Origin of the sequence: Nocardia alni, from assembly GCF_019038435.1 — a bacterium.
GTDB classification, from domain to species: domain Bacteria; phylum Actinomycetota; class Actinomycetes; order Mycobacteriales; family Mycobacteriaceae; genus Nocardia; species Nocardia alni.
In genome coordinates, this window is the sequence record NZ_JAGPOX010000067.1 from 1 (window position 1) to 18,209 (window position 18,209).

The 18,209-nt window shown below is 65.3% G+C and carries 20 protein-coding genes and 1 rRNA gene; all 21 read right to left on the reverse strand.

Translation table 11 applies throughout. The features are described 5' to 3' along the window. A 16S ribosomal RNA gene (locus JZ791_RS23980) occupies positions 1 to 108 on the reverse strand; the annotation flags it as partial. 427 nt (positions 109 to 535) lie between these two features. Then, positions 536 to 1,804 carry a UDP-N-acetylglucosamine 1-carboxyvinyltransferase gene (gene murA, locus JZ791_RS23985; protein WP_216897461.1) on the reverse strand — a complete coding sequence of 423 codons (1,269 nt, stop codon included), beginning with the start codon at positions 1,802 to 1,804 and terminating at the stop codon, positions 536 to 538. 54 nt (positions 1,805 to 1,858) lie between these two features. Next, positions 1,859 to 2,476: a cob(I)yrinic acid a,c-diamide adenosyltransferase gene (locus JZ791_RS23990; RefSeq protein ID WP_216897462.1), complete on the reverse strand. Its 618-nt coding sequence runs from the start codon at positions 2,474 to 2,476 to the stop codon at positions 1,859 to 1,861. 16 nt (positions 2,477 to 2,492) lie between these two features. Then, positions 2,493 to 2,912, reverse strand: a complete 420-nt coding sequence (locus JZ791_RS23995) for a DUF2550 domain-containing protein (protein WP_216897463.1) — start codon at positions 2,910 to 2,912, stop codon at positions 2,493 to 2,495. 281 nt (positions 2,913 to 3,193) lie between these two features. Continuing rightward, complete coding sequence (locus tag JZ791_RS24000) at positions 3,194 to 3,826, reverse strand: MspA family porin (protein ID WP_254206212.1); 633 nt, start codon at positions 3,824 to 3,826, stop codon at positions 3,194 to 3,196. Between the two features lie 96 nt (positions 3,827 to 3,922). After that, positions 3,923 to 4,549: an MspA family porin gene (locus JZ791_RS24005; protein WP_254206213.1), complete on the reverse strand. Its 627-nt coding sequence runs from the start codon at positions 4,547 to 4,549 to the stop codon at positions 3,923 to 3,925. 325 nt (positions 4,550 to 4,874) lie between these two features. Then, complete coding sequence (locus JZ791_RS24010; RefSeq protein WP_216897466.1) at positions 4,875 to 5,252, reverse strand: F0F1 ATP synthase subunit epsilon; 378 nt, start codon at positions 5,250 to 5,252, stop codon at positions 4,875 to 4,877. A gap of 6 nt (positions 5,253 to 5,258) precedes the next feature. Next, positions 5,259 to 6,707, reverse strand: a complete 1,449-nt coding sequence (gene atpD / locus JZ791_RS24015; protein ID WP_216897467.1) for a F0F1 ATP synthase subunit beta — start codon at positions 6,705 to 6,707, stop codon at positions 5,259 to 5,261. Positions 6,708 to 6,738: 31 nt separating this feature from the next. Next, positions 6,739 to 7,710: a F0F1 ATP synthase subunit gamma gene (locus JZ791_RS24020; protein WP_216897468.1), complete on the reverse strand. Its 972-nt coding sequence runs from the start codon at positions 7,708 to 7,710 to the stop codon at positions 6,739 to 6,741. Between the two features lie 10 nt (positions 7,711 to 7,720). Further along, entirely contained in the window at positions 7,721 to 9,358 is a 1,638-nt protein-coding gene (atpA, locus tag JZ791_RS24025; protein WP_216897469.1) for a F0F1 ATP synthase subunit alpha, read from the reverse strand. A gap of 67 nt (positions 9,359 to 9,425) precedes the next feature. After that, positions 9,426 to 10,235 (reverse strand): F0F1 ATP synthase subunit delta, encoded by an 810-nt coding sequence (locus JZ791_RS24030; RefSeq protein ID WP_216897470.1) that lies wholly within the window; start codon positions 10,233 to 10,235, stop codon positions 9,426 to 9,428. A gap of 18 nt (positions 10,236 to 10,253) precedes the next feature. Then, the gene (locus tag JZ791_RS24035) at positions 10,254 to 10,832 is read right to left on the reverse strand and encodes a F0F1 ATP synthase subunit B (protein WP_216897471.1); all 579 of its coding nucleotides are present in this window, start codon (positions 10,830 to 10,832) and stop codon (positions 10,254 to 10,256) included. A 5-nt stretch (positions 10,833 to 10,837) separates the two neighbouring features. Then, positions 10,838 to 11,086, reverse strand: a complete 249-nt coding sequence (locus JZ791_RS24040; protein ID WP_216897472.1) for an ATP synthase F0 subunit C — start codon at positions 11,084 to 11,086, stop codon at positions 10,838 to 10,840. 92 nt (positions 11,087 to 11,178) lie between these two features. Then, positions 11,179 to 11,955 carry a F0F1 ATP synthase subunit A gene (gene atpB / locus JZ791_RS24045; protein WP_216897499.1) on the reverse strand — a complete coding sequence of 259 codons (777 nt, stop codon included), beginning with the start codon at positions 11,953 to 11,955 and terminating at the stop codon, positions 11,179 to 11,181. A 315-nt stretch (positions 11,956 to 12,270) separates the two neighbouring features. Beyond that, positions 12,271 to 12,711, reverse strand: a complete 441-nt coding sequence (locus JZ791_RS24050; RefSeq protein ID WP_216897473.1) for a Cg1360 family ATP-synthase-associated protein — start codon at positions 12,709 to 12,711, stop codon at positions 12,271 to 12,273. Positions 12,712 to 12,722: 11 nt separating this feature from the next. Further along, positions 12,723 to 13,964, reverse strand: coding sequence for an MraY family glycosyltransferase (locus tag JZ791_RS24055; RefSeq protein WP_216897474.1), 1,242 nt, complete (start codon positions 13,962 to 13,964; stop codon positions 12,723 to 12,725). A gap of 87 nt (positions 13,965 to 14,051) precedes the next feature. Beyond that, positions 14,052 to 14,717, reverse strand: coding sequence for an L-threonylcarbamoyladenylate synthase (locus JZ791_RS24060; RefSeq protein WP_216897475.1), 666 nt, complete (start codon positions 14,715 to 14,717; stop codon positions 14,052 to 14,054). A gap of 190 nt (positions 14,718 to 14,907) precedes the next feature. Further along, positions 14,908 to 15,699, reverse strand: coding sequence for an ABC transporter permease (locus JZ791_RS24065; protein WP_254206224.1), 792 nt, complete (start codon positions 15,697 to 15,699; stop codon positions 14,908 to 14,910). 28 nt (positions 15,700 to 15,727) lie between these two features. Next, positions 15,728 to 16,567 carry an ABC transporter ATP-binding protein gene (locus JZ791_RS24070; protein WP_216897477.1) on the reverse strand — a complete coding sequence of 280 codons (840 nt, stop codon included), beginning with the start codon at positions 16,565 to 16,567 and terminating at the stop codon, positions 15,728 to 15,730. 113 nt (positions 16,568 to 16,680) lie between these two features. Continuing rightward, positions 16,681 to 17,178, reverse strand: coding sequence for a MarR family winged helix-turn-helix transcriptional regulator (locus JZ791_RS24075; protein ID WP_308163061.1), 498 nt, complete (start codon positions 17,176 to 17,178; stop codon positions 16,681 to 16,683). 91 nt (positions 17,179 to 17,269) lie between these two features. Then, positions 17,270 to 18,145: a peptide chain release factor N(5)-glutamine methyltransferase gene (prmC, locus tag JZ791_RS24080; RefSeq protein WP_216897500.1), complete on the reverse strand. Its 876-nt coding sequence runs from the start codon at positions 18,143 to 18,145 to the stop codon at positions 17,270 to 17,272. Positions 18,146 to 18,209: the final 64 nt, after the last annotated feature.

An 18,209-nucleotide genomic window follows, 5' to 3' on the forward strand; every position in this document is an offset into this window, starting at 1 on the left:
ACTCACCCGTTCGCCGCTCGTGTACCCCGAAGGGCCTTACCGCTCGACTTGCATGTGTTAAGCACGCCGCCAGCGTTCGTCCTGAGCCAGGATCAAACTCTCCGTTGAAGACTCTCAACAAACCCCACAAGGGGCTTATCGGAAGAATTAACCAGAGTCCGAAAACCTTGGCAAAATCAAACGCCAACAAAAAGTATTTGCTGACAAAAATGTCCGACACCCACACGGGGGTGTAAGCGCCGGAACCAAATAAAACATTTGGCACTGACATTCATCGACACACTATTGAGTTCTCAAAGAACACACGCACCAGTAACCTCCCCGGAGTGAACCGGCTCGATCAGCTGGGCAACTTTTACAGCTTAGCTCAGTCAAGTACATGGAACCAAATCCGTGATCTTGGCTGATCTAGTGCGATCGCCAGGCGCTCCTCGTACATCCTCGTTTCCCGGGCCTTTCGGCTCCGGGTCGGTGTCCGTGTCGCTCTGACTTGGATTAAGTTACGTGCCGCCCCGAATCATGTCAAATCGCCTGGTCAGGGCCGTGGCCCGACACGCTCGATCTCCGCACCCAATCCACGCAGATTCTCCACGAAGTTCGGATAACCCCGATCGATATGGAAGACGTCGTGCACCTCGGTCACCCCGTCGGCCACCAGACCGGCAAGCACCAGGCCGGCGCCGGCCCGAATATCCGACGACCACACCGGCGCACTCGACAACCGCGGAATACCGCGCACCACCGCGTGATGCCCGTCGGTCCGGGCGTCGGCGCCCAGCCGGATCATCTCCTCCACGAACCGGAACCGGGCCTCGAACACGTTCTCGGTGATCATCGAGGTGCCATCGGCGATCGCCGCCAGCCCGATCGCCATCGGCTGCAGGTCGGTCGGAAAACCGGGAAACGGCAGTGTGGAGAAGTTCACCGCGCGCGGCCGCTCGGGCTGCACGACTCGAAAACCCTCCGGCTCGAACGAGATTCGCGCACCCGCCGATCGGAGCTTGTCCAGCACCAGCGACAGGTGTTTGGGGTTGATCCCGTTGACCCGTACGTCCCCGAGCGTCATCGCGGCGGCGATTCCCCAGGTGGCGGCGACGATTCGATCGCCGATCACCTGATGGGTGGTGGGCGAGAGCTTGCGCACGCCCTCGATGGTCAGCACCGAGGTACCCGCGCCGTGGATCTGCGCCCCCATCCGGGCCAGCATTGTGCACAGGTCGACGATGTCCGGCTCGCGCGCGGCGTTGTCGATCACCGTCTCGCCCTCCGCGAGCACCGCGGCCATCAGGATGTTCTCGGTGGCGCCGACGGACGGAAAGTCGAGGCGGATCCGTGCGCCCTGCAGCTCGTCGGCCCGCGCGACCACGCAACCGTGCTCGATCTCGCTGGTCGCACCGAGCAACCGCAGACCTGCCTGATGCATATCGAGCGGACGTGAGCCGATCGCGTCGCCACCCGGCAGAGCCACCACGGCCCGGCGACACCGCGCCATCAGCGGACCGAGCACGCAGACCGAGGCACGGAACTGGGTCACCGCGGGAAAGTCCGCGTGGTACTTCGGCTCCGGGGGCGTGGTGATGGCGACGACGGACCCGTTGACCGTCACGTCGCAGCCCAACCCGCGCAACACCTCGGCCATCAGCGGCACATCGAGAATGTCGGGGCAGTTCGTGATCGTCGTGGTGCCCTCGGCCAGCAACGCGGCGGCCATCAGCTTCAGGACGCTGTTCTTCGCGCCACCCACCGCGACCTCACCGACGAGCCTGCTGCCCCCGGTGACCAGAAAACGCTCACCACCCGTCACAACTGCACCTCGCTACCGCTCGGCTCTTCGCTGCGCTCACTCACGGACGTCAGCCTAACGGTCAGGACCATCTGTGGTGGCCTCTCCTTCCGCGTGTGCATTTGCGGTGGCACCGGGACGCCACAGAATGTCGCCGTCGGGATTGGCCACCCGGCCGAGTATGAACAGCAGATCCGACAGCCGATTCAGATATTTCGCCGGAAGGACGCTGATGTCCTCGGGATGAGCGTCGACGGCCGCCCAGGCCGCTCGCTCGGCCCGGCGGACCACCGTGCGTGCCGTATGCAGCAACGCTGCCAATGGCGTCCCGCCTGGGAGAATGAAGGAATTCAGGGGCGCCAGTCCGGTATTGAACTCGTCACACCAGCGCTCCAGCCGATCGATATACGGCTGGGTGACGCGCAATGGCGGATATTTGGGTTCGGGGACAACGGGAGTCGACAGATCCGCGCCCGCGTCGAACAGATCGTTCTGGACCTGCCGAAGTACCTCGCGTAACGCCGCGTCGGGCTGCCCTAGCGCAATTGCGACACCGATCGCGGCGTTCGCCTCGTCGCAGTCGGCGTACGCGACCAGCCGTGGATCGTTCTTGGCCACCCGGGAGAAATCGCTCAATCCGGTGGTGCCGTCGTCGCCGGTCCGCGTGTAGATACGCGTCAGATGCACACTCACACGAGCAGCCTAACTTTTATGCCGGGCGCCGACGGACGCGTTCGGAGGGCCGGGACTCCACCCAGGACAGAAAAGCCGCCAGCGAGCCGCGGTCCAGGGCTAGCTCGTAACTGCCGTCACCGTCGGACACCGTGATCACGACGATGTCGTCGGTCATGATGTCGTACTCGTCGCCGACCGGGCCGCGTCGATCCACCACCTCGATGCCGAGCCGGCGAATCGTGGAATCCGCGCCGAATTTCAGGCTGGTCAGCTTGTAGAAGACCAGCTGGTTCTCGCGGTAGCGGATCAATCCGTGCCGCCAACCCTGACCGCCCTTGGCCGGGAGCACACGCAGAATCGCCGCCGTGCCGCCGCGTCGCAACATCACCAGCCGGTACAGCGAGGCCAGTCCCAGACCGACAAGCAGCAACACCAGAATGATCAGCAACACCATTCCGGTCCGCAATCGACGTCCGTCCCTTCGGTGTAGCCCCTGTTCGTCGCTGGTGCCGTGCCATCCCGTACAACGTCACCGTGGGGGCGAGTCTACAAACCGCTCCCGGCGCGGGGTCGCCCGGTACACCCCTGTCCCGGACCGCATCGCCCGCAACCACGCCCGCCTGCGCAAACTCCTTCAAATATACAGGTGTGCAGGATAATTCAGCGCACTACGAAAGACCCGGACAGCGGGCCGCCCGGAACCGGACAACCCGCCGCCACGCGACTCGATGGGGTTCAGCCCATGCTGAACGGCTGACCCCACACCGTGGTGATGCTCTCACCGGCGGCGGTGGACACGTCGACATATGTGAAGGCCCTGGCCTGCGCGTACCCGGCGCACCCGTCGACGGAGAAGGTCTCGTCCTGCCAGCTGACACTCGCATGCGGACCGTTCACCGTGGGATGGGTCTTGTGCTGCTCCTGGCCGTAGTCGTCGGGCTGCTCGATGTCGAGCAGATAGCGCGCCACCGCCTGACCGGGACTCAGGACGAGCGTCTCGGTGGTGCCGAGCGAAGGAACCCCGACAGGATTCGTCGCACCCGGCGTCACCGTCTCGCTGTCCTGCTCGCCCGTGGTCGCCCCGCCGAAGGTCACCTGACAACCGACCACATATCCGGGGTTCATCTGGATACCGGCAGTGGCCGCGCCGGGGCCGGTGACATCGACGATCGCTCGCCCTGTCGTCCACACGTTGCGGTGGAACGGCGTAGAACCCATCGACGGGCTGATCCTGGCCGACTCGTTCACGATTCGCAGATGGACGACGGTGCCGTCGCCGAGCGTGCGGTTCACCACACCATCCGACAACGGAATGAATGTGTCGGCGTTCGCCGCGCCGGGTGAGAACAGTCCCAGTCCGATAGTCATCGCCGCCGCCACACCGATCAGGCGCCGGTACCGCACAAGATGTCGCACAGGATTACTGCGGATCATGCGTTTCCTTCCCGAGGAGTGCCGACGGCATCAGCCGAGAGTGAACGGCTGGCCGTAAAGAGTGACCTTGTGATAGTCGGGGCCGACTACCTCGACCACGTCGAACTGCCGGGCCTCCGCGTAACCGCCGCACCCCTGCACATCCATCGTGACGTCCTGGTAATTCATGTAATACCGGCCCGACTTCGTCATGTCCTTATTGTCGATCTGGTACCACTTGACCTGACCGGGACTGATCGGAATCGACATCCCCAGGACCGCCGTCGGCGACTGGGACAACGTCAAACCGAAAGACGGTCCGAACGTTCCCAGCGCCACCTGGCAGCCGACCAGATATCCGACGATCAGGCTGGATGCGCCGTGCGTCGACGAATCGTCGGTACCCGCATTGTTCTGCGCGCCGTTATTGGGCCCGACCACACCGTTCGGAGTATCGATATCCACGGTGACGTCCCCGCTGACCCATGCGGCCCGGCCCGCACCGTTAGCCGCCATCGACGGCGAAATGATCGCGTGCTCATGGATACTGCTGATCCGTACCCCGGGCCCCTGCTTGAACCCATTGTGCAGCGGTATGAAGCTATCGGCCCGGGCGGCTCCCGGGGACCACAGTCCGATCGCCGCGACAACCGCGCTCACACCCACAGCAATACGCATGAACCAGGAAGTATCACTTGCCGAAGACTTGCTCATTCACTCCACGCATCCTCATCTTCATGGCGAGATGGCGATAATCACAGGAGGAGTGACATCGCGGCGCCAACTAGTTGGGCGATTGGGTGACGCTGAAGTATTGCTGCTGAGAAAGTACCTGAAGATCACGATCCGGCCAACGAGGCCCACCGGTGTCGCAGCAGGTAATTCGCCGAACCATGAAACGCACAGTCGCACACGAAAAAAACCGTGTGGCGGTTCCGGACGAATCCGGAACCGCCACACGGTTTGCTGCATCGGGTTGGCGCCGCGAAGCGCCGGCGATGCCTCAGAGCGTGGAGCTCTGCTCCACCGCCTTCAAGCGCCCCTCGGCGGCGTGCTTGTCGAGTTCGGACGCATTCGGATCGGCCAGCACCGCGCGGGCCGCGTCGACATCCACATCGCTTGCGAAATCCGCTGTCTCCGCGAGAATTCGCACGGTCGCTCCGGTCACCGAGAAGAACCCGCCGTTCACCGCGGCGACGATGCGCTCACCGTCGGTACCGACGATGGTCACCACGCCGCCCTCGACCAGCTGGCCCAGCACCGGCTCATGGCCGTGCAGGATACCGATCTGGCCCTCGGTGGTCGTCGCGCTGACGAAACTCGCCTGGCCCGACCACAAACGGCGCTCGATCGAGACCATATCGACTGACATATCGGCCATGGTGGACTACTTCCCGGCGATCTTCTTCGCGGCCGCCTCGACGTCGTCCAGGCCACCGCAGGAGTTGAACGCCTGCTCGGGGAAGTGGTCGAACTCGCCCTTGCAGACACGCTCGAAGTCGTCGATCGTCTGCTCCAGCGGCACGACCGAACCCACCTGACCGGTGAACTTCTCGGCGACGATGAAGTTCTGACCCAGGAACTTCTCCAGGCGACGGGCGCGACCGACGAGGACCTTGTCCTCTTCGGACAGCTCGTCCATACCCAGAATCGCGATGATGTCCTGAAGTTCCTTGTACTTCTGCAGGATTCGCTTGACCTCGTTGGCCACCGCGAAGTGCCGATCGCCCAGGATCGACGCCTCCAGGATGCGGGAGGTCGAGGTCAGCGGGTCGACGGCCGGGTAGATACCCTTCTGCGAGATCGGACGCGAGAGCTCGGTGGTCGCGTCGAGGTGCGCGAAGGTGGTCGCCGGCGCCGGGTCGGTGTAATCGTCGGCGGGCACGTAGATCGCCTGCATCGAGGTGATCGAGCGACCGCGCGTCGAGGTGATGCGCTCCTGCAGCTGGCCCATCTCGTCGGCCAGGGTCGGCTGGTAGCCGACGGCCGAGGGCATGCGGCCCAGCAGGGTCGACACCTCGGAACCGGCCTGGGTGAACCGGAAGATGTTGTCGATGAACAGCAACACGTCCTGGTTCTGCACATCGCGGAAGTACTCCGCCATGGTCAGCGCCGAAAGAGCCACGCGCATACGGGTGCCCGGCGGCTCGTCCATCTGGCCGAAGACGAGGGCGGTATCCGGAAGGACGCCCATCTCTTCCATTTCCAGGTGCAGGTCGGTGCCCTCACGAGTGCGCTCACCGACGCCCGCGAACACCGAGGTGCCGGAGAACTCACGCGCGATACGGGTGATCATCTCCTGGATCAGCACGGTCTTGCCGACACCGGCGCCACCGAACAGGCCGATCTTGCCGCCCTTGACGTACGGGGTCAGCAGGTCGATGACCTTGATGCCCGTCTCCAGGATCTCGGTCTTGCCCTCGAGCTGGTCGAACGGCGGCGGCTGGCGGTGGATGCCCCACTGCTCGCCGTCGCGACCCGTGCCCGGGGCGTCCAGGCAATCGCCCAGGGCGTTGAAGACGTGACCCTTGACGACGTCACCGACCGGCACCGAGATCGGCTTGCCGGTGTCCTCGACAGCCACGCCGCGGACCAGGCCGTCGGTGGGCTGCATCGAGATGGTGCGAACGATGTTGTCGCCCAGGTGCTGTGCGACCTCGAGGGTCAGCGTCTTTGCCACCGAGGGCAGTTCGACCTTGGCGTGCAGGGCGTTGTAGAGCTCGGGAATGGACCCGCGCGGAAACTCCACGTCCACCACGGGGCCGATGACTCGGGCGACGCGGCCTGTGCCAGCGCCCGCCCGGCTTTTGTTCTCTCGGGTAACAGCTGCGGTCATTGTTTCCTTCTTAAGGGGTGGGCAGTGGCTACTAGCCGCGGTCCGACGCCGTTGCCAGCGCGTTCGCGCCGCCGACGATTTCGCTGATTTCCTGCGTAATCATGGCCTGCCGAGCCGAGTTCGCCTGCCGGGTCAGGTTGTTGACCAGTTCGTTGGCGTTGTCGGTGGCCGCCTTCATCGCTGTACGGCGCGCGGCCGACTCCGAGGCCGCGGCCTCGAGCAACGACGAGTAGATGCGGGTGTTGATGTACTTCGGCAGCAGTGCGCCGAGCAGCTTGTCCGCATCGGGCTCGAACTCGTACAACGAGTTGATCTGCGCGGTCGGCGAATCGGACAGCATGTCCTCGCCGAGCTCGTAGTTCTCCTCGATGTAGTCCACGTGGATCGGCGCCAGGCGCCGCACCTCGGGGACCTGCGACAGCATCGAGACGAACCGGGTGTAGACGATGTGCAGTTCGTCGACGCCCGGGATCGTTCCCTCGCCGCTCGGCGCGGGCACCTGCTGCTGTGAGCCGGCCATGAAGGCCTCCACCAGGTGGTTGCACGCGGACGACGCGTCGGTGTAGTGCGGCTGCTGTGAGAAGCCGGTCCACGATCCCAACGGCCGGCGGTTGCGGAAGGTGTAGTAGGTCAGGCCCTTACCACCCATCACGTAGACCACCGGCTCCTTGCCCTCGGAGCGCAGCGTCGTCATGAGCTCCTCGGCGCGCTTGAGCACGTTGGAGTTGTAGCCGCCGCACATACCGCGGTCGCTGGTGATCACCAGGATCGCGGCGCGGCTCGAATCGGCCCGCTCGGTCAGCAGCGGATGCGAGAGATTCTGCGAGGCGCCGGCGAGTTCGCCGAGCACCTTGGTGATCTCCTCCGCATACGGCTTCGCGGCGGCGACCCGGGCCTGCGCCTTGCTGATCCGCGAGGTCGCGATCAGCTCCTGGGCCTTGGTGATCTTCTTGATCGAGCTCACGCTTCGGATGCGGGAGCGCAATTCGCGAATACTGGCCATAGGTCAGGCCTTACTTCTCGACGTGCTTGCGGTGCACGGCAACGGATTCGACCTCTTCGTGAGCGAGTTCGCCCGCGGCGGCCTCGTTCACCACGCGGCTGCCGTCGGAGGCGATGAAGCTCTTCTTGAAGTTGTCGGTCTCGGTCTTGACCAGGTCGGCCGACTCGCCCTCGAGCTTCTTGCCGCCCGCGATCGCGGTGAACGCGGCGGCCGCGGTGCGGTGCAGGTTCTCCAGCAGTTCGACGTTGAACCGGCGCACGTCGGCGACCGGCACGGTGTCGAAGTAGCCGGCGTCGACGAGGAAGATCGACACGATCTGGTCCTCGACCGAGACCGGCGTGTACTGGTCCTGCTTGAGCAGCTCGACCCAGCGGGCGCCGCGCTCGAGCTGTGCCAGCGAGGCGGCGTCCAGGTCGGAGGCGAAGGCGGAGAACGCCTCCAGCTCGCGGTACTGGGCCAGCTCGAGGCGCAGCGAACCGGCCACGGCCTTCATACCCTTGGTCTGCGCGGCGCCACCGACACGGGAGACGGAGGTACCGACGTTGATCGCCGGGCGCACACCCTTGTTGAACAGGTCGGATTCGAGGAAGACCTGGCCGTCGGTGATGGAGATGACGTTGGTCGGGATGAACGCCGAGATGTCACCGGCCTTGGTCTCGATGATCGGCAGACCCGTCATCGAGCCCGCGCCCATCTCGTCGGACAGCTTGGCGCAGCGCTCCAGCAGGCGCGAGTGCAGGTAGAACACGTCGCCCGGGTACGCCTCGCGGCCCGGCGGGCGGCGCAGCAGCAGCGAGATCGAGCGGTACGCCTCGGCCTGCTTGGACAGGTCGTCGAACACGATCAGCACGTGCTTGCCCTGGTACATCCAGTGCTGGCCCAGGGCCGAACCGGTGTACGGCGCAAGCCATTTGAAGCCGGCCGAGTCGGACGCGGGCGCCGCGACGATGGTGGTGTACTCCATCGCGCCGTGCGCCTCGAGCGCGGACTTCACGCCGGCGATGGTGGAGCCCTTCTGGCCGATCGCGACGTAGATGCAGCGCATCTGCTTGCTCGGATCGCCCGAGGTCCAGTTGGCCTTCTGGTTCAGGATGGCGTCGATGCAGACCGCGGTCTTACCGGTCTTGCGGTCGCCGATGATCAGCTGGCGCTGGCCGCGGCCGATGGCGGTCAGCGCGTCGATCGCGGTGATGCCGGTGGCCATCGGCTCACCGACCGGCTGGCGCTCGAGCACCGTGGCGGCCTGCAACTCCAGGACGCGGCGCTCGTCGGCCTCGATCTCGCCCAGGCCGTCGATCGGCTGGCCGAGCGGGTCGATGACGCGGCCCAGGAACTTGTCGCCGACCGGCACCGAAAGCACGTCGCCGGTGCGCCGGACCGTCTGGCCCTCTTCGATGGAGTCGAACTCACCGAGGATGACCGCACCGATCTCGGTATCCTCCAGGTTCAGCGCTACGCCCAGCACACCACCCGGGAATTCGAGCAGCTCGTTGGCCATCGCCGAAGGCAGGCCACTGACGTGGGCGATACCGTCGCCGGTGTCGGTGACCGTGCCGATCTCCTCGATGGAGGTCTCGGGGGTGTAGGCCTGGGTGTAGCTCTCGATCGCGCTACGGATCTCATCGGGGGAGATCGTCAGCTCCGCCATGTTCTTCCTGCTCTCGCTGTGTGGTCTCGAATGTCGGGTGGGGTGGCCGTATTTACACCGGATCGCCTTACAGGAGCGTCCGGCGCAGGCGCTGTAGCCGTCCCACAGCACTGCCGTCGATCACGTCGTCGCCGACGTGTACGACGACGCCGGCCAGAAGGCTTGGGTCGACCTGCACGTGCACCGTGATCGGCTTGTCGTAGATGCGCTGCAGCGAGGCCGCCAATTGCTCACGCTGCTGCTGCGTCAGGTCGGTGGCCGCCCGCACGTGCGCGACGATCTGCTTGCGCAGAGACGCGGCCAAATCGGACAGTTCATCGAAGATGACACCCACATCGCCGTGTGAACGGCTGACCGCCTGCTCGGTCAGCTGCAGGGTGATCTCCTCGACCTTGCCGGTGAGCAGGCGCGCGACCAGCTCACGCTTGGCCTGCGCCGACTTGCCGCGGTCGGCCAGGGCCTGCTCGAGATCCGGATTGTCCTCGACGATCCGGCCGAGCCGGAACAGCTCGTCCTCGACCGCGTCGATGCGCCCGCTGTCGGCCGCGGAGCGCAACAGCGCCTCCCGGCCGAGCAGCACGAGCGTCTCGACCAGATCCCTGGTACGGGACCAGTCCTGTGCGACGGCCGTGGTCAGCACGGCCTGCGTGGCCGCGCTGATCTTGCCGCCGAAGACGCGTTCGGCCAGTTCGGCACGCGCCGAACTGGCCACCGACTTATCCGCGAGCGCTACACGCAGCGAACGCTGATCGTCGAGCACGTCGACTACGGCGAACAATTCGGAGCCAGTCGTCGCCGCGACGGTTTCACTCCCGGTGAGAGCGGCCGAAAGAGCTTCCCGAGCACGGGAATTCGCCTCACGGCTCGCTGCGTACATGCTTCCCACTTTGTGTCGTTACCTTCCGACCCCGATACCGGCTTGCACGTTCAATTCTGCAAGGAACCGGTCGATGGAGGCAGCCTGCTTGGCCTCATCGGCCACGGACTGCCCGATGATCTTCTCAGCAAGGTCGACCGCCGTGTGGCCGAGTTCCGAACGAAGCTCGGTCACGATCTGCTGCCGCTGAGCCTCGAGCTGAGCATGCCCTGCGGATACGATGCGGTCCGCTTCGGCCTGCGCCTCCGCGCGCAGTTGCGCGAGAATCTGCTGGCCCTGGCCGCGCGCCTCTTCCCGGATGCGCGCCGCCTCGAGCCGAGCGTCGGACAACTGCTGCTGGTATCGCTCCAGCGTTGCCTGCGCCTGAACCTGAGCTTGCTCGGCCTTCTCCAGACCGCCCTCGATCTTGTCCGAGCGCTCGTCCAGCACCTTGGTCAGACGCGGGACGACGTACTTGAAGAAGACGAAGCCGACGACGATGAAGACAATCGCCGACCAGAAAATGTCGTACGACTCGGGGAGCAGAGGGTTCGGATCCGAACCCTCGGCGAGCCGACTGATCGACCCTGCGTCCGCGAGCAAAAACATCCCGTTCATGGCAATCAGAAGATGAAGCCGGCGACGAGACCGATCAGGGCCAGCGCCTCGGTGAACGCGATGCCCAGGAACATGTTGGTCCGGATGGTGCCCTGCAGCTCGGGCTGGCGAGCGATGCCCTCGATCGCCTTACCGACGACAATGCCGACGCCGATACCCGGGCCGATCGCGGCCAGACCGTAACCGATGGCGCCGTAGCCCTTGACCTTGTCGCTGGTCTGGGCTAACTCGGCAGCCACGTAGGAGAGGCTCATGAGTTATCTATCCCTTTCTGTTGCCCGCCCGCCGGGAGCGTGCGGGGCAGTTCTTGTGCAGCTTGCGTGCGCTGTGTGCGGTCACGTGTCGGTCAATGCGAGTCGGCGTGCTGCGCCAGGCCGATGTACACGGCTGTCAGCAGCGCGAAGACATACGCCTGCAGGAAGATCACCAACAGCTCGAAGAGCGTGAAGGCGAATCCACCGGCCAGCGAGAACGGGGACAAACCCTTCATCCATGCGGCGCCATCGAACAGGAAGAACTGCGTGGCGGCGAAGAACAGCACCAACATGACGTGTCCGGCCAGCATATTGGCCATCAGTCGCACGGTCAGCGTGAACGGGCGCAGGATGAAGGTCGAGATGAACTCGATCGGAATCAGGAGAAAGTGCATGGCCCAGGGCACATCGGGTACCACGATGGACGAGCGCATGTACTTCCAGAAGCCGTACTTCTTGATGCCGATGTAGTTGAAGGCGACATACGCGACAATCGCCAGCACCAGCGGCATACCGATTCGCGCGTTCGAGGAGACGTTCAGGAACGGGATCACGCTGGAGAAGTTCAGGAACAGCACCGTGAAGAAGATCGTCGCGATCAGCGGGAAATACTTCCGGCCCGTCTTTTTGCCCAGGACTTCGAAGCAGATCTGTTCGCGCACGAACACCAGTCCGTATTCGGCGACGTTCTGCAGACCGCGCGGTACGAGCCGCGGGCTTCGAAATGCGAGCAACATCACAGCAATCAATACTGCCGCCATGACGATACGCACCAGCATCAAACGGTTGAGCTCGAAAGGCGTCCCCGCGAACAGCACAGCATGCGGGAAGAAGTCGTTCAGTGACGGTGCGTGAAACTCGCCCGCCAGAGTTGTGACGCTCAGCGTTCTCTCCCGTGTTCGGGCCGTGGACGAGTTTCATCCACGGTTCGGACATTGACGATCTGGTGGTCGACTCAGGTCGGCTCGAGGTTCGTCAGCGGCTGAGGCGGGTAATCCCCGCTCGAGGCGTCTGTACGTCGGCGACATCGTCGACGGTGCAGAGCCAGGCCCGGAAGCCTGACACGGCTGTAAGCATATCCTGCGGTGAGTGGATCGAAGCGATCGCCCCCACTGTTCGGATGCTTACGGTAAAGAGTTTACCAAGCAATCTACGACAACGCGTAGGGGGTCCGGTGAAAGATTTTATTGATCTTGTTCTGGCTGCTCATCGGGGGTGGCCATGATCGGCACTCGCGGGCGTAACGCCCCATAGGTCTCCGCGCCCAGCACGATCAGCAGCGCGGCGACCACGGTGAGGAACAACGTGCCGCGACTGTAGAAATCGAACTGTTTCAGCACGGCGATCACGATCAGGACAACCAGGAGTTTGCCAATCCAGCTGGCGAGCATCGTCATGCCCTGAATACCGGATTCCAATTTCGCGCTGAACAGCACCAAAGCGGCTGTGGTCAGTATGAAGAACCCGCCGATTGCCGAGCCGATCAGCGCACCCCACAGACCGGGCAGCCCCGCGACGATCGAACCGACCACGGCCGAAACGATCACCAGCACGATCAATCCGCCGACGCCGTAACGCAGCGCCGCGCGCAGGGGCGCGTCGTGGTCGGTCTGCGGTGTCGTCACGTCGGCAGAGCCTACTCCCCGCTCGCCACGGGCCCGTCCGGTGCCCGATCCTGCGTGGGAAGCGAAAGGTCCTCCGTCGGGGCCGGATCCTCGTCGTCTCGCTTGGCGCCGCCCCGGCGCAGGCCCACGGCCTCCCGCAACGACGGCACCAGGGTCACCACCAGCGCGAATACCAGTCCGGCGGCGAGCAGCAGCACCACCAGGCGGCGATCGATCAGCGACGAGCCGACCGCCGCGAACGCGAGCACGCCGACCCACAGATAAATCGTCATCACGACGCGGCGCTGCGAATGCCCGATCCGCAGCAACCGGTGATGCAGATGCATTTTGTCCGGTGTGGAGAAGCTCACACCCGCACGCGTGCGGCGAATGATGGCGAGCACCAGATCCAGCACCGGAACGAACATCACCGCGCCCACCAGCAACAATGGCGAAAGCAAGGCGACGATGTCGCGGGCGCCGTATCCGGTCAGCGGAATTCGCCCGGACGCACCGGTGGATACCGCCGCGAGCATCAGCCCGATCAACATCGATCCGGAATCGCCCATGAATATTCGCGCGGGCTGGAAATTATGTGGCAGAAATCCCAGACAGCCGCCCGCGAGCGCGGCGGCGAGCAGCGCGGGCGGATAGCCGTCCGTGGTGCCGCCCTGCTGGTAGAGCAGTCCGACGGCGAAGACGAAGACCGCCATCGAGGCGATCACGCCCAGCCCGGCCGCCAGACCGTCCAAGCCGTCGACGAAGTTCCAGGCGTTGATCATGGTGACCGTGATCAGGCCCGTCACCAGACCGCCGTACAGCTGGTCCAGCACCACGGTGGTGTTGGTGAACGGGTTGTAGATCGCGACCCAGCTCAGCCCCATCACCGCCATCACCCCGGCCGCGGTGATCTGCCCGACGAATTTGGTGAGCGCGTCCATGCCCCAGCGGTCGTCGATGATGCCGACCAGCACGATGAGCGTGCCCGCCACCATCACCGCGGGGATGTCGCGCGGATAATCGAAGCCCCGGCGCAGCGCGGGCAACTGATGGGCGAACAGCACCGCGGCCACCACGCCCAGAAAGATGCCGACGCCGCCCATCCGGGGAATCGGCTTGGTGTGCACATCACGCGCGCGCGGCACGGCGACGGCGCCGAACTTGATCGCGAGGATTCGAATTCCCCCGGTGGACAGCAGTGTCACCACCGCCGCGACGAGCAGCACAAGCAGTAGCTCGCGCAGTGGGACGACCGCGCCCTGGCTGAAGATCATCTACCAGGCCGTATCCATCTGCGGCGCTTCCGAGGACCCCACGTGGTTACGCAAGCTTCCTCCTGCGGGTCCGCCGGGCGCACCGCATCACCGTGCGGCCTGGGACGCCAGCTGATCGGGCGCGATGCCCAGCACCTGCGCCACCTGCGCGGCGGTGATCGCACCCTCGCGCAGGATGCGCGGGGTGTCCGCGGTCAGATCGATGATCGTCGAGGCGATGCCGTGGTCTGCCGGGCCGCCGTCCAGGTACACGCTCACCTGCTCACCGAGCTGGATACGGGCGTCCGCGGCGGTCGTGGCGGCCGGCTGCCCCGAGACGTTCGCGCTGGACGCCGCGATCGGGCCCACTTCGCGCAGCAGTTCCAGCGTCACCGGGTGCAGCGGCATGCGCAACATCACCGTGCCGCGGGTATCGCCGAGATCCCAGGCCAGCGAGGGCGCCTGCCGCACAACCAGACTCAGCCCGCCCGGCCAGAACGCCCGGATCAGATCGCGGGCGCCCTGCGGCATCGAGAACACCAGACCGTCGATCGTGCTCCACGAGCCGACCAGCACCTGTACCGGCATATCTCGACCGCGGCGTTTGGCCGCCAGCAGCGCGCCGACGGCCGCCGAATCGAAGGCGTCGGCGGCGATGCCGTACACGGTGTCGGTCGGGATGACGGCCAGCCGCCCGGATTTCAGCGCGGTACGCGCGGCGGTAAGGCCGGCGGCACGCGAGTCGGGATCGGAGCAGTCGTAGACGGTACTCACCCGGGTGAGTTTAGGTGTTGTCTCTGAGAAGGATGTGGCGGGAGTCGGCCACGGGATCACATACGGGGTCTGCGGCCGAGAATCCGTCATGAGCACGCTGAGAACCGGCCTCCCGCTGCATTTTGTGTTGGGATTCGACGGTTTCCAGACTTTCTGGCGAGGAGATTGCAGCGGGAGGCCGGTTCTCTGCTCATCGCACCAGGCGACCGAGCAGGGCCGAGGCACAGGCGATTCCGAGAACCGCGGCCACGACCAGCACGCCGAAGTCCAGGGGAAGATTGTCCGCGGAGTTGATCAACAGACCGCGCAGGGCGTCGACCTCGTAGCTGAGCGGATTGATGTGGCTGATGGCGCGCAGCCAGCCGGGCATCAGGGCGATCGGGTACAGCGCGTTGGAGGCGAAGAACAGGGGCATGGTGATCGCCTGGCCGATGCCCATGAGCCGGTCGCGCTGGGCGACCACACCGGCGATGGTCATCGACAGGCAGGAGAAGAACGACGCGCCCAGCACCACCACGACCACCGCGCCCAGCAGCTTCAGCGGGTTCCACGTCATGTGCACGCCCATGACCAGCGCGAGCACCAGCACGATCACCACCTGCGCGACCGAGCGCGCACCGGCGGCGAAGCATTTGCCGGTGATCAGCGCCGAGCGCGGGGTCGGGGTGACCATCAGTTTGTTGAGGATGCCCGCGTCGCGGTCCCAGATCAGATGGATGCCGTAGAAGATCGAGATGAACAGCGCGGACTGCGCGATGATGCCCGGGGCCAGGAAGTCCAGGTACGGCACGTGTCCGGTGGGGATGGCCCGGATCCGGGAGAAGGTGTTGCCGAAGATCACCATCCACAGCACCGGCTGCACCGCACGGGTGAGCAGTTCGGTGAGGTCGTGCCGTAACTTCTGCACCTCGATCAGTACGAAGGTGCCGATCCGCGAGCTCAGCGCCGCCGCCCGGGCCAGGCCGCGCGGTGAGTGGCGCAGGGGTGGGAAGTCGGTGGGGCGAGTAGGTTCAGCCGGCTCGCTGAGCGGTTCTACGTGTGCTTCGGACACTGCGCAGCCCTCCCTCCGTATTCGTTTCCTCGTCCAGCCCCGCGCCCGCGTGGTGGCGGAACACGTCCTCGAGCGATGCCTCGGGCCCGAGCGTGGCCTTCAGCTCGGCCGGTGATCCGACCGCGCGCAGCAGGCCCTTGTGCAGCATGGCGATGCGGTCGCACAGCACGTCGGCCTCGGCCATGTAGTGCGTGGTGAGCAGGACGGTCGTGCCGAATCGGTGACGCAATTCACGCACCCGGTCCCAGACGCTGTCGCGCGCGATCGGGTCCAGCCCCACGGTGGGCTCGTCGAGGATCAGCAGGGCCGGCCGGTTCACCAGGGCCTGTGCGAGTTCGAGGCGGCGCACCATGCCGCCGGAGTATCCGGACGCCAGGCGGTCGGCCACGTCGAGCAGATCCATCGCATCCAGCATCTGCTCGACCCGCTCGGCACGGTCGCGGCGCGGCACGTCGAACAGCCGCGCGAACCAGGTGACATTCTGCCGTCCGGTCAGCGCGCCCTCGATGGACAGCTGCTGCGGGACGTAGCCGAGGTTGTAGCGGATATCGGTGTTGTGCTTGCCGACCTGCCAGCCCAGGATGCTGACCTGCCCCTGCTGAACCGGCATGAGCGTGGTCAGCAGACGGATGGTCGTGGTCTTGCCCGCGCCGTTGGGGCCGAGCAGTCCGAATACCTCGCCGCGATCGATGCGCAGGTCCAGATCATCGACCACGGTGTGCTCGCCGTAGCGGTGGGTCAGGCCGCGACATTCGACGGCGGGGATGTCATCGGGTGGCTCAACGGATTTCGTCGTCATCGCCCTCCCCTGTCTCACTCGTGCCCGATGCCGTGGGTTCCGGCCATCGCGGCGTTTCCGTATTCTCGTGCGCCGGAAGTCGGCGGTCGCCGTTGACCGACCGACGACCGGTTCTACCGCTGCACGTGCTGCTCGCGCTCGTACAGCAGGCCTATGAGTTTGTCGATCGCGGCCACACCGCGGATCAACTCGTCGCGTTCCTGGGCCGACAGTTCGCCGAGTGCGCCCCGGACAACCTCGTGCCGACGTTGGCGGACCTCGTCGACCGACCGCTGCACCTGTGCGGGCAGCGTCAACCGGATCACCCGGCGATCGTCCGGATCCTGTTCACGCACCAGCAGATCCGCCTTGACCAGCGCGCTGACGAAGGTCGACACGCTGTTGGGCGCCAACCCCATCTCGGCGGCGACGGCCTTCACCGAGATCCCGGGACTGCGCCCGACCAACCGAAGAAACTCCGCCTGCGAATCACTGATCGCGGCGCGATCGAACGACCGTCCCGCCAGCCGCCGAACCTGTCGCCGGAACCTTCCGAACGCTCCGAACAGCCCACTGACCAGCTCCGTATCGAAGGCAGGATCAGCGACCGCGGTCTCGCGCGTCGTCTCCACACTCGGACGATACCTCCGAGTCAGAGGTATTTCCATCGGAAACAGAGCTAATTGTCCGAACCACAGCACACTCGAAGGTGCGCGGGCCGGATCAGACGGTGCGGCGGGCGGCTACGAAGCGGGGCTTACCCGCCAGGTCGGGGTGTTCGACGATCGCGTCGAAGGCGTCCGTGGCACCCAGGAGGGCGGCCACCTGGGAACCGTTGGTGTCGTCGTGCTCGATGGCGACCAGACCGTCGGCGCGCAGCAGGCGGGTGACGGTGGGGATCATGGGGCGGATCACCGAGAGGCCGTCGCGGCCGCCGAACAGGGACAGGTGGGGATCGTGGTCCGCTACTTCGGGGTCGAGGTCGGCCGATTCGGGGATGTAGGGCGGGTTGGCGACCAGGACGTCGACTCGGCCGTCGAGATTCGACAGGATGTCGGGGGCGGTGACGTCGCCGTTGTGCAGGATTATCGGCGTATCGCCTTGCGCGGCCTGGTTGTCGGCGTTGCGCTGCGCCCACTGGAGTGCGGCGGAATCTATTTCGACCGCGTGCACCTCGATATCGGGGCGGGCGTGGGCGATCGCCAGCGCGAGGGCGCCGGAACCGGTGCACAGATCCACGACGATCGGGCGATGCTCGTGGCCGACGGCCTCCAATTGCGCCAAGGCCCAGGCGAACAGCAGTTCCGTCTCGGGGCGGGGCACGAAAACCCCTGGGCCGACCGCCAGATCTATCTCACCCATGGCCGCGACACCCGTGAGATGTTGCAGCGGAACACGTTCCGCACGCCGATCGACCAAGGTCCGAAGCTCGGCGAGCTGCTCGGCGGTCACCATGGGCGTCAGCGCCAGCCGGGAGCGCTCCACACCGAGCACGTGCGCTGCCAGAAATTCGGCATCGGTGTGCGGACTGTGCACACCGGCGACCTCGAGTTGTTCGGCGGCTCGGACGATGGCGGGACGCAGGGGTGATCGACTCACTCCGACAGTCGCATCAGTCATGATCAGACAACCTCATTACGTCGGGGTACCCGTCACGGTGCCG

Bases quoted from the DNA above. Each gene is read 5' to 3' on its own strand.
- JZ791_RS24030 (WP_216897470.1), bottom strand. From the start codon at position 10,235: ATGTACGCAGCGAGCCGTGAGGCGAATTCCCGTGCTCGGGAAGCTCTT.
- JZ791_RS24005 (WP_254206213.1), bottom strand. From the start codon at position 4,549: ATGCGTATTGCTGTGGGTGTGAGCGCGGTTGTCGCGGCGATCGGACTG.
- JZ791_RS24010 (WP_216897466.1), bottom strand. From the start codon at position 5,252: ATGGCCGATATGTCAGTCGATATGGTCTCGATCGAGCGCCGTTTGTGG.
- JZ791_RS24035 (WP_216897471.1), bottom strand. From the start codon at position 10,832: ATGAACGGGATGTTTTTGCTCGCGGACGCAGGGTCGATCAGTCGGCTC.
- JZ791_RS24000 (WP_254206212.1), bottom strand. From the start codon at position 3,826: ATGACTATCGGACTGGGACTGTTCTCACCCGGCGCGGCGAACGCCGAC.
- JZ791_RS23995 (WP_216897463.1), bottom strand. From the start codon at position 2,912: ATGGTGTTGCTGATCATTCTGGTGTTGCTGCTTGTCGGTCTGGGACTG.
- JZ791_RS24055 (WP_216897474.1), bottom strand. From the start codon at position 13,964: ATGATCTTCAGCCAGGGCGCGGTCGTCCCACTGCGCGAGCTACTGCTT.
- JZ791_RS24040 (WP_216897472.1), bottom strand. From the start codon at position 11,086: ATGAGCCTCTCCTACGTGGCTGCCGAGTTAGCCCAGACCAGCGACAAG.
- JZ791_RS24020 (WP_216897468.1), bottom strand. From the start codon at position 7,710: ATGGCCAGTATTCGCGAATTGCGCTCCCGCATCCGAAGCGTGAGCTCG.
- JZ791_RS24070 (WP_216897477.1), bottom strand. From the start codon at position 16,567: ATGACGACGAAATCCGTTGAGCCACCCGATGACATCCCCGCCGTCGAA.
- atpA (WP_216897469.1), bottom strand. From the start codon at position 9,358: ATGGCGGAGCTGACGATCTCCCCCGATGAGATCCGTAGCGCGATCGAG.
- atpD (WP_216897467.1), bottom strand. From the start codon at position 6,707: ATGACCGCAGCTGTTACCCGAGAGAACAAAAGCCGGGCGGGCGCTGGC.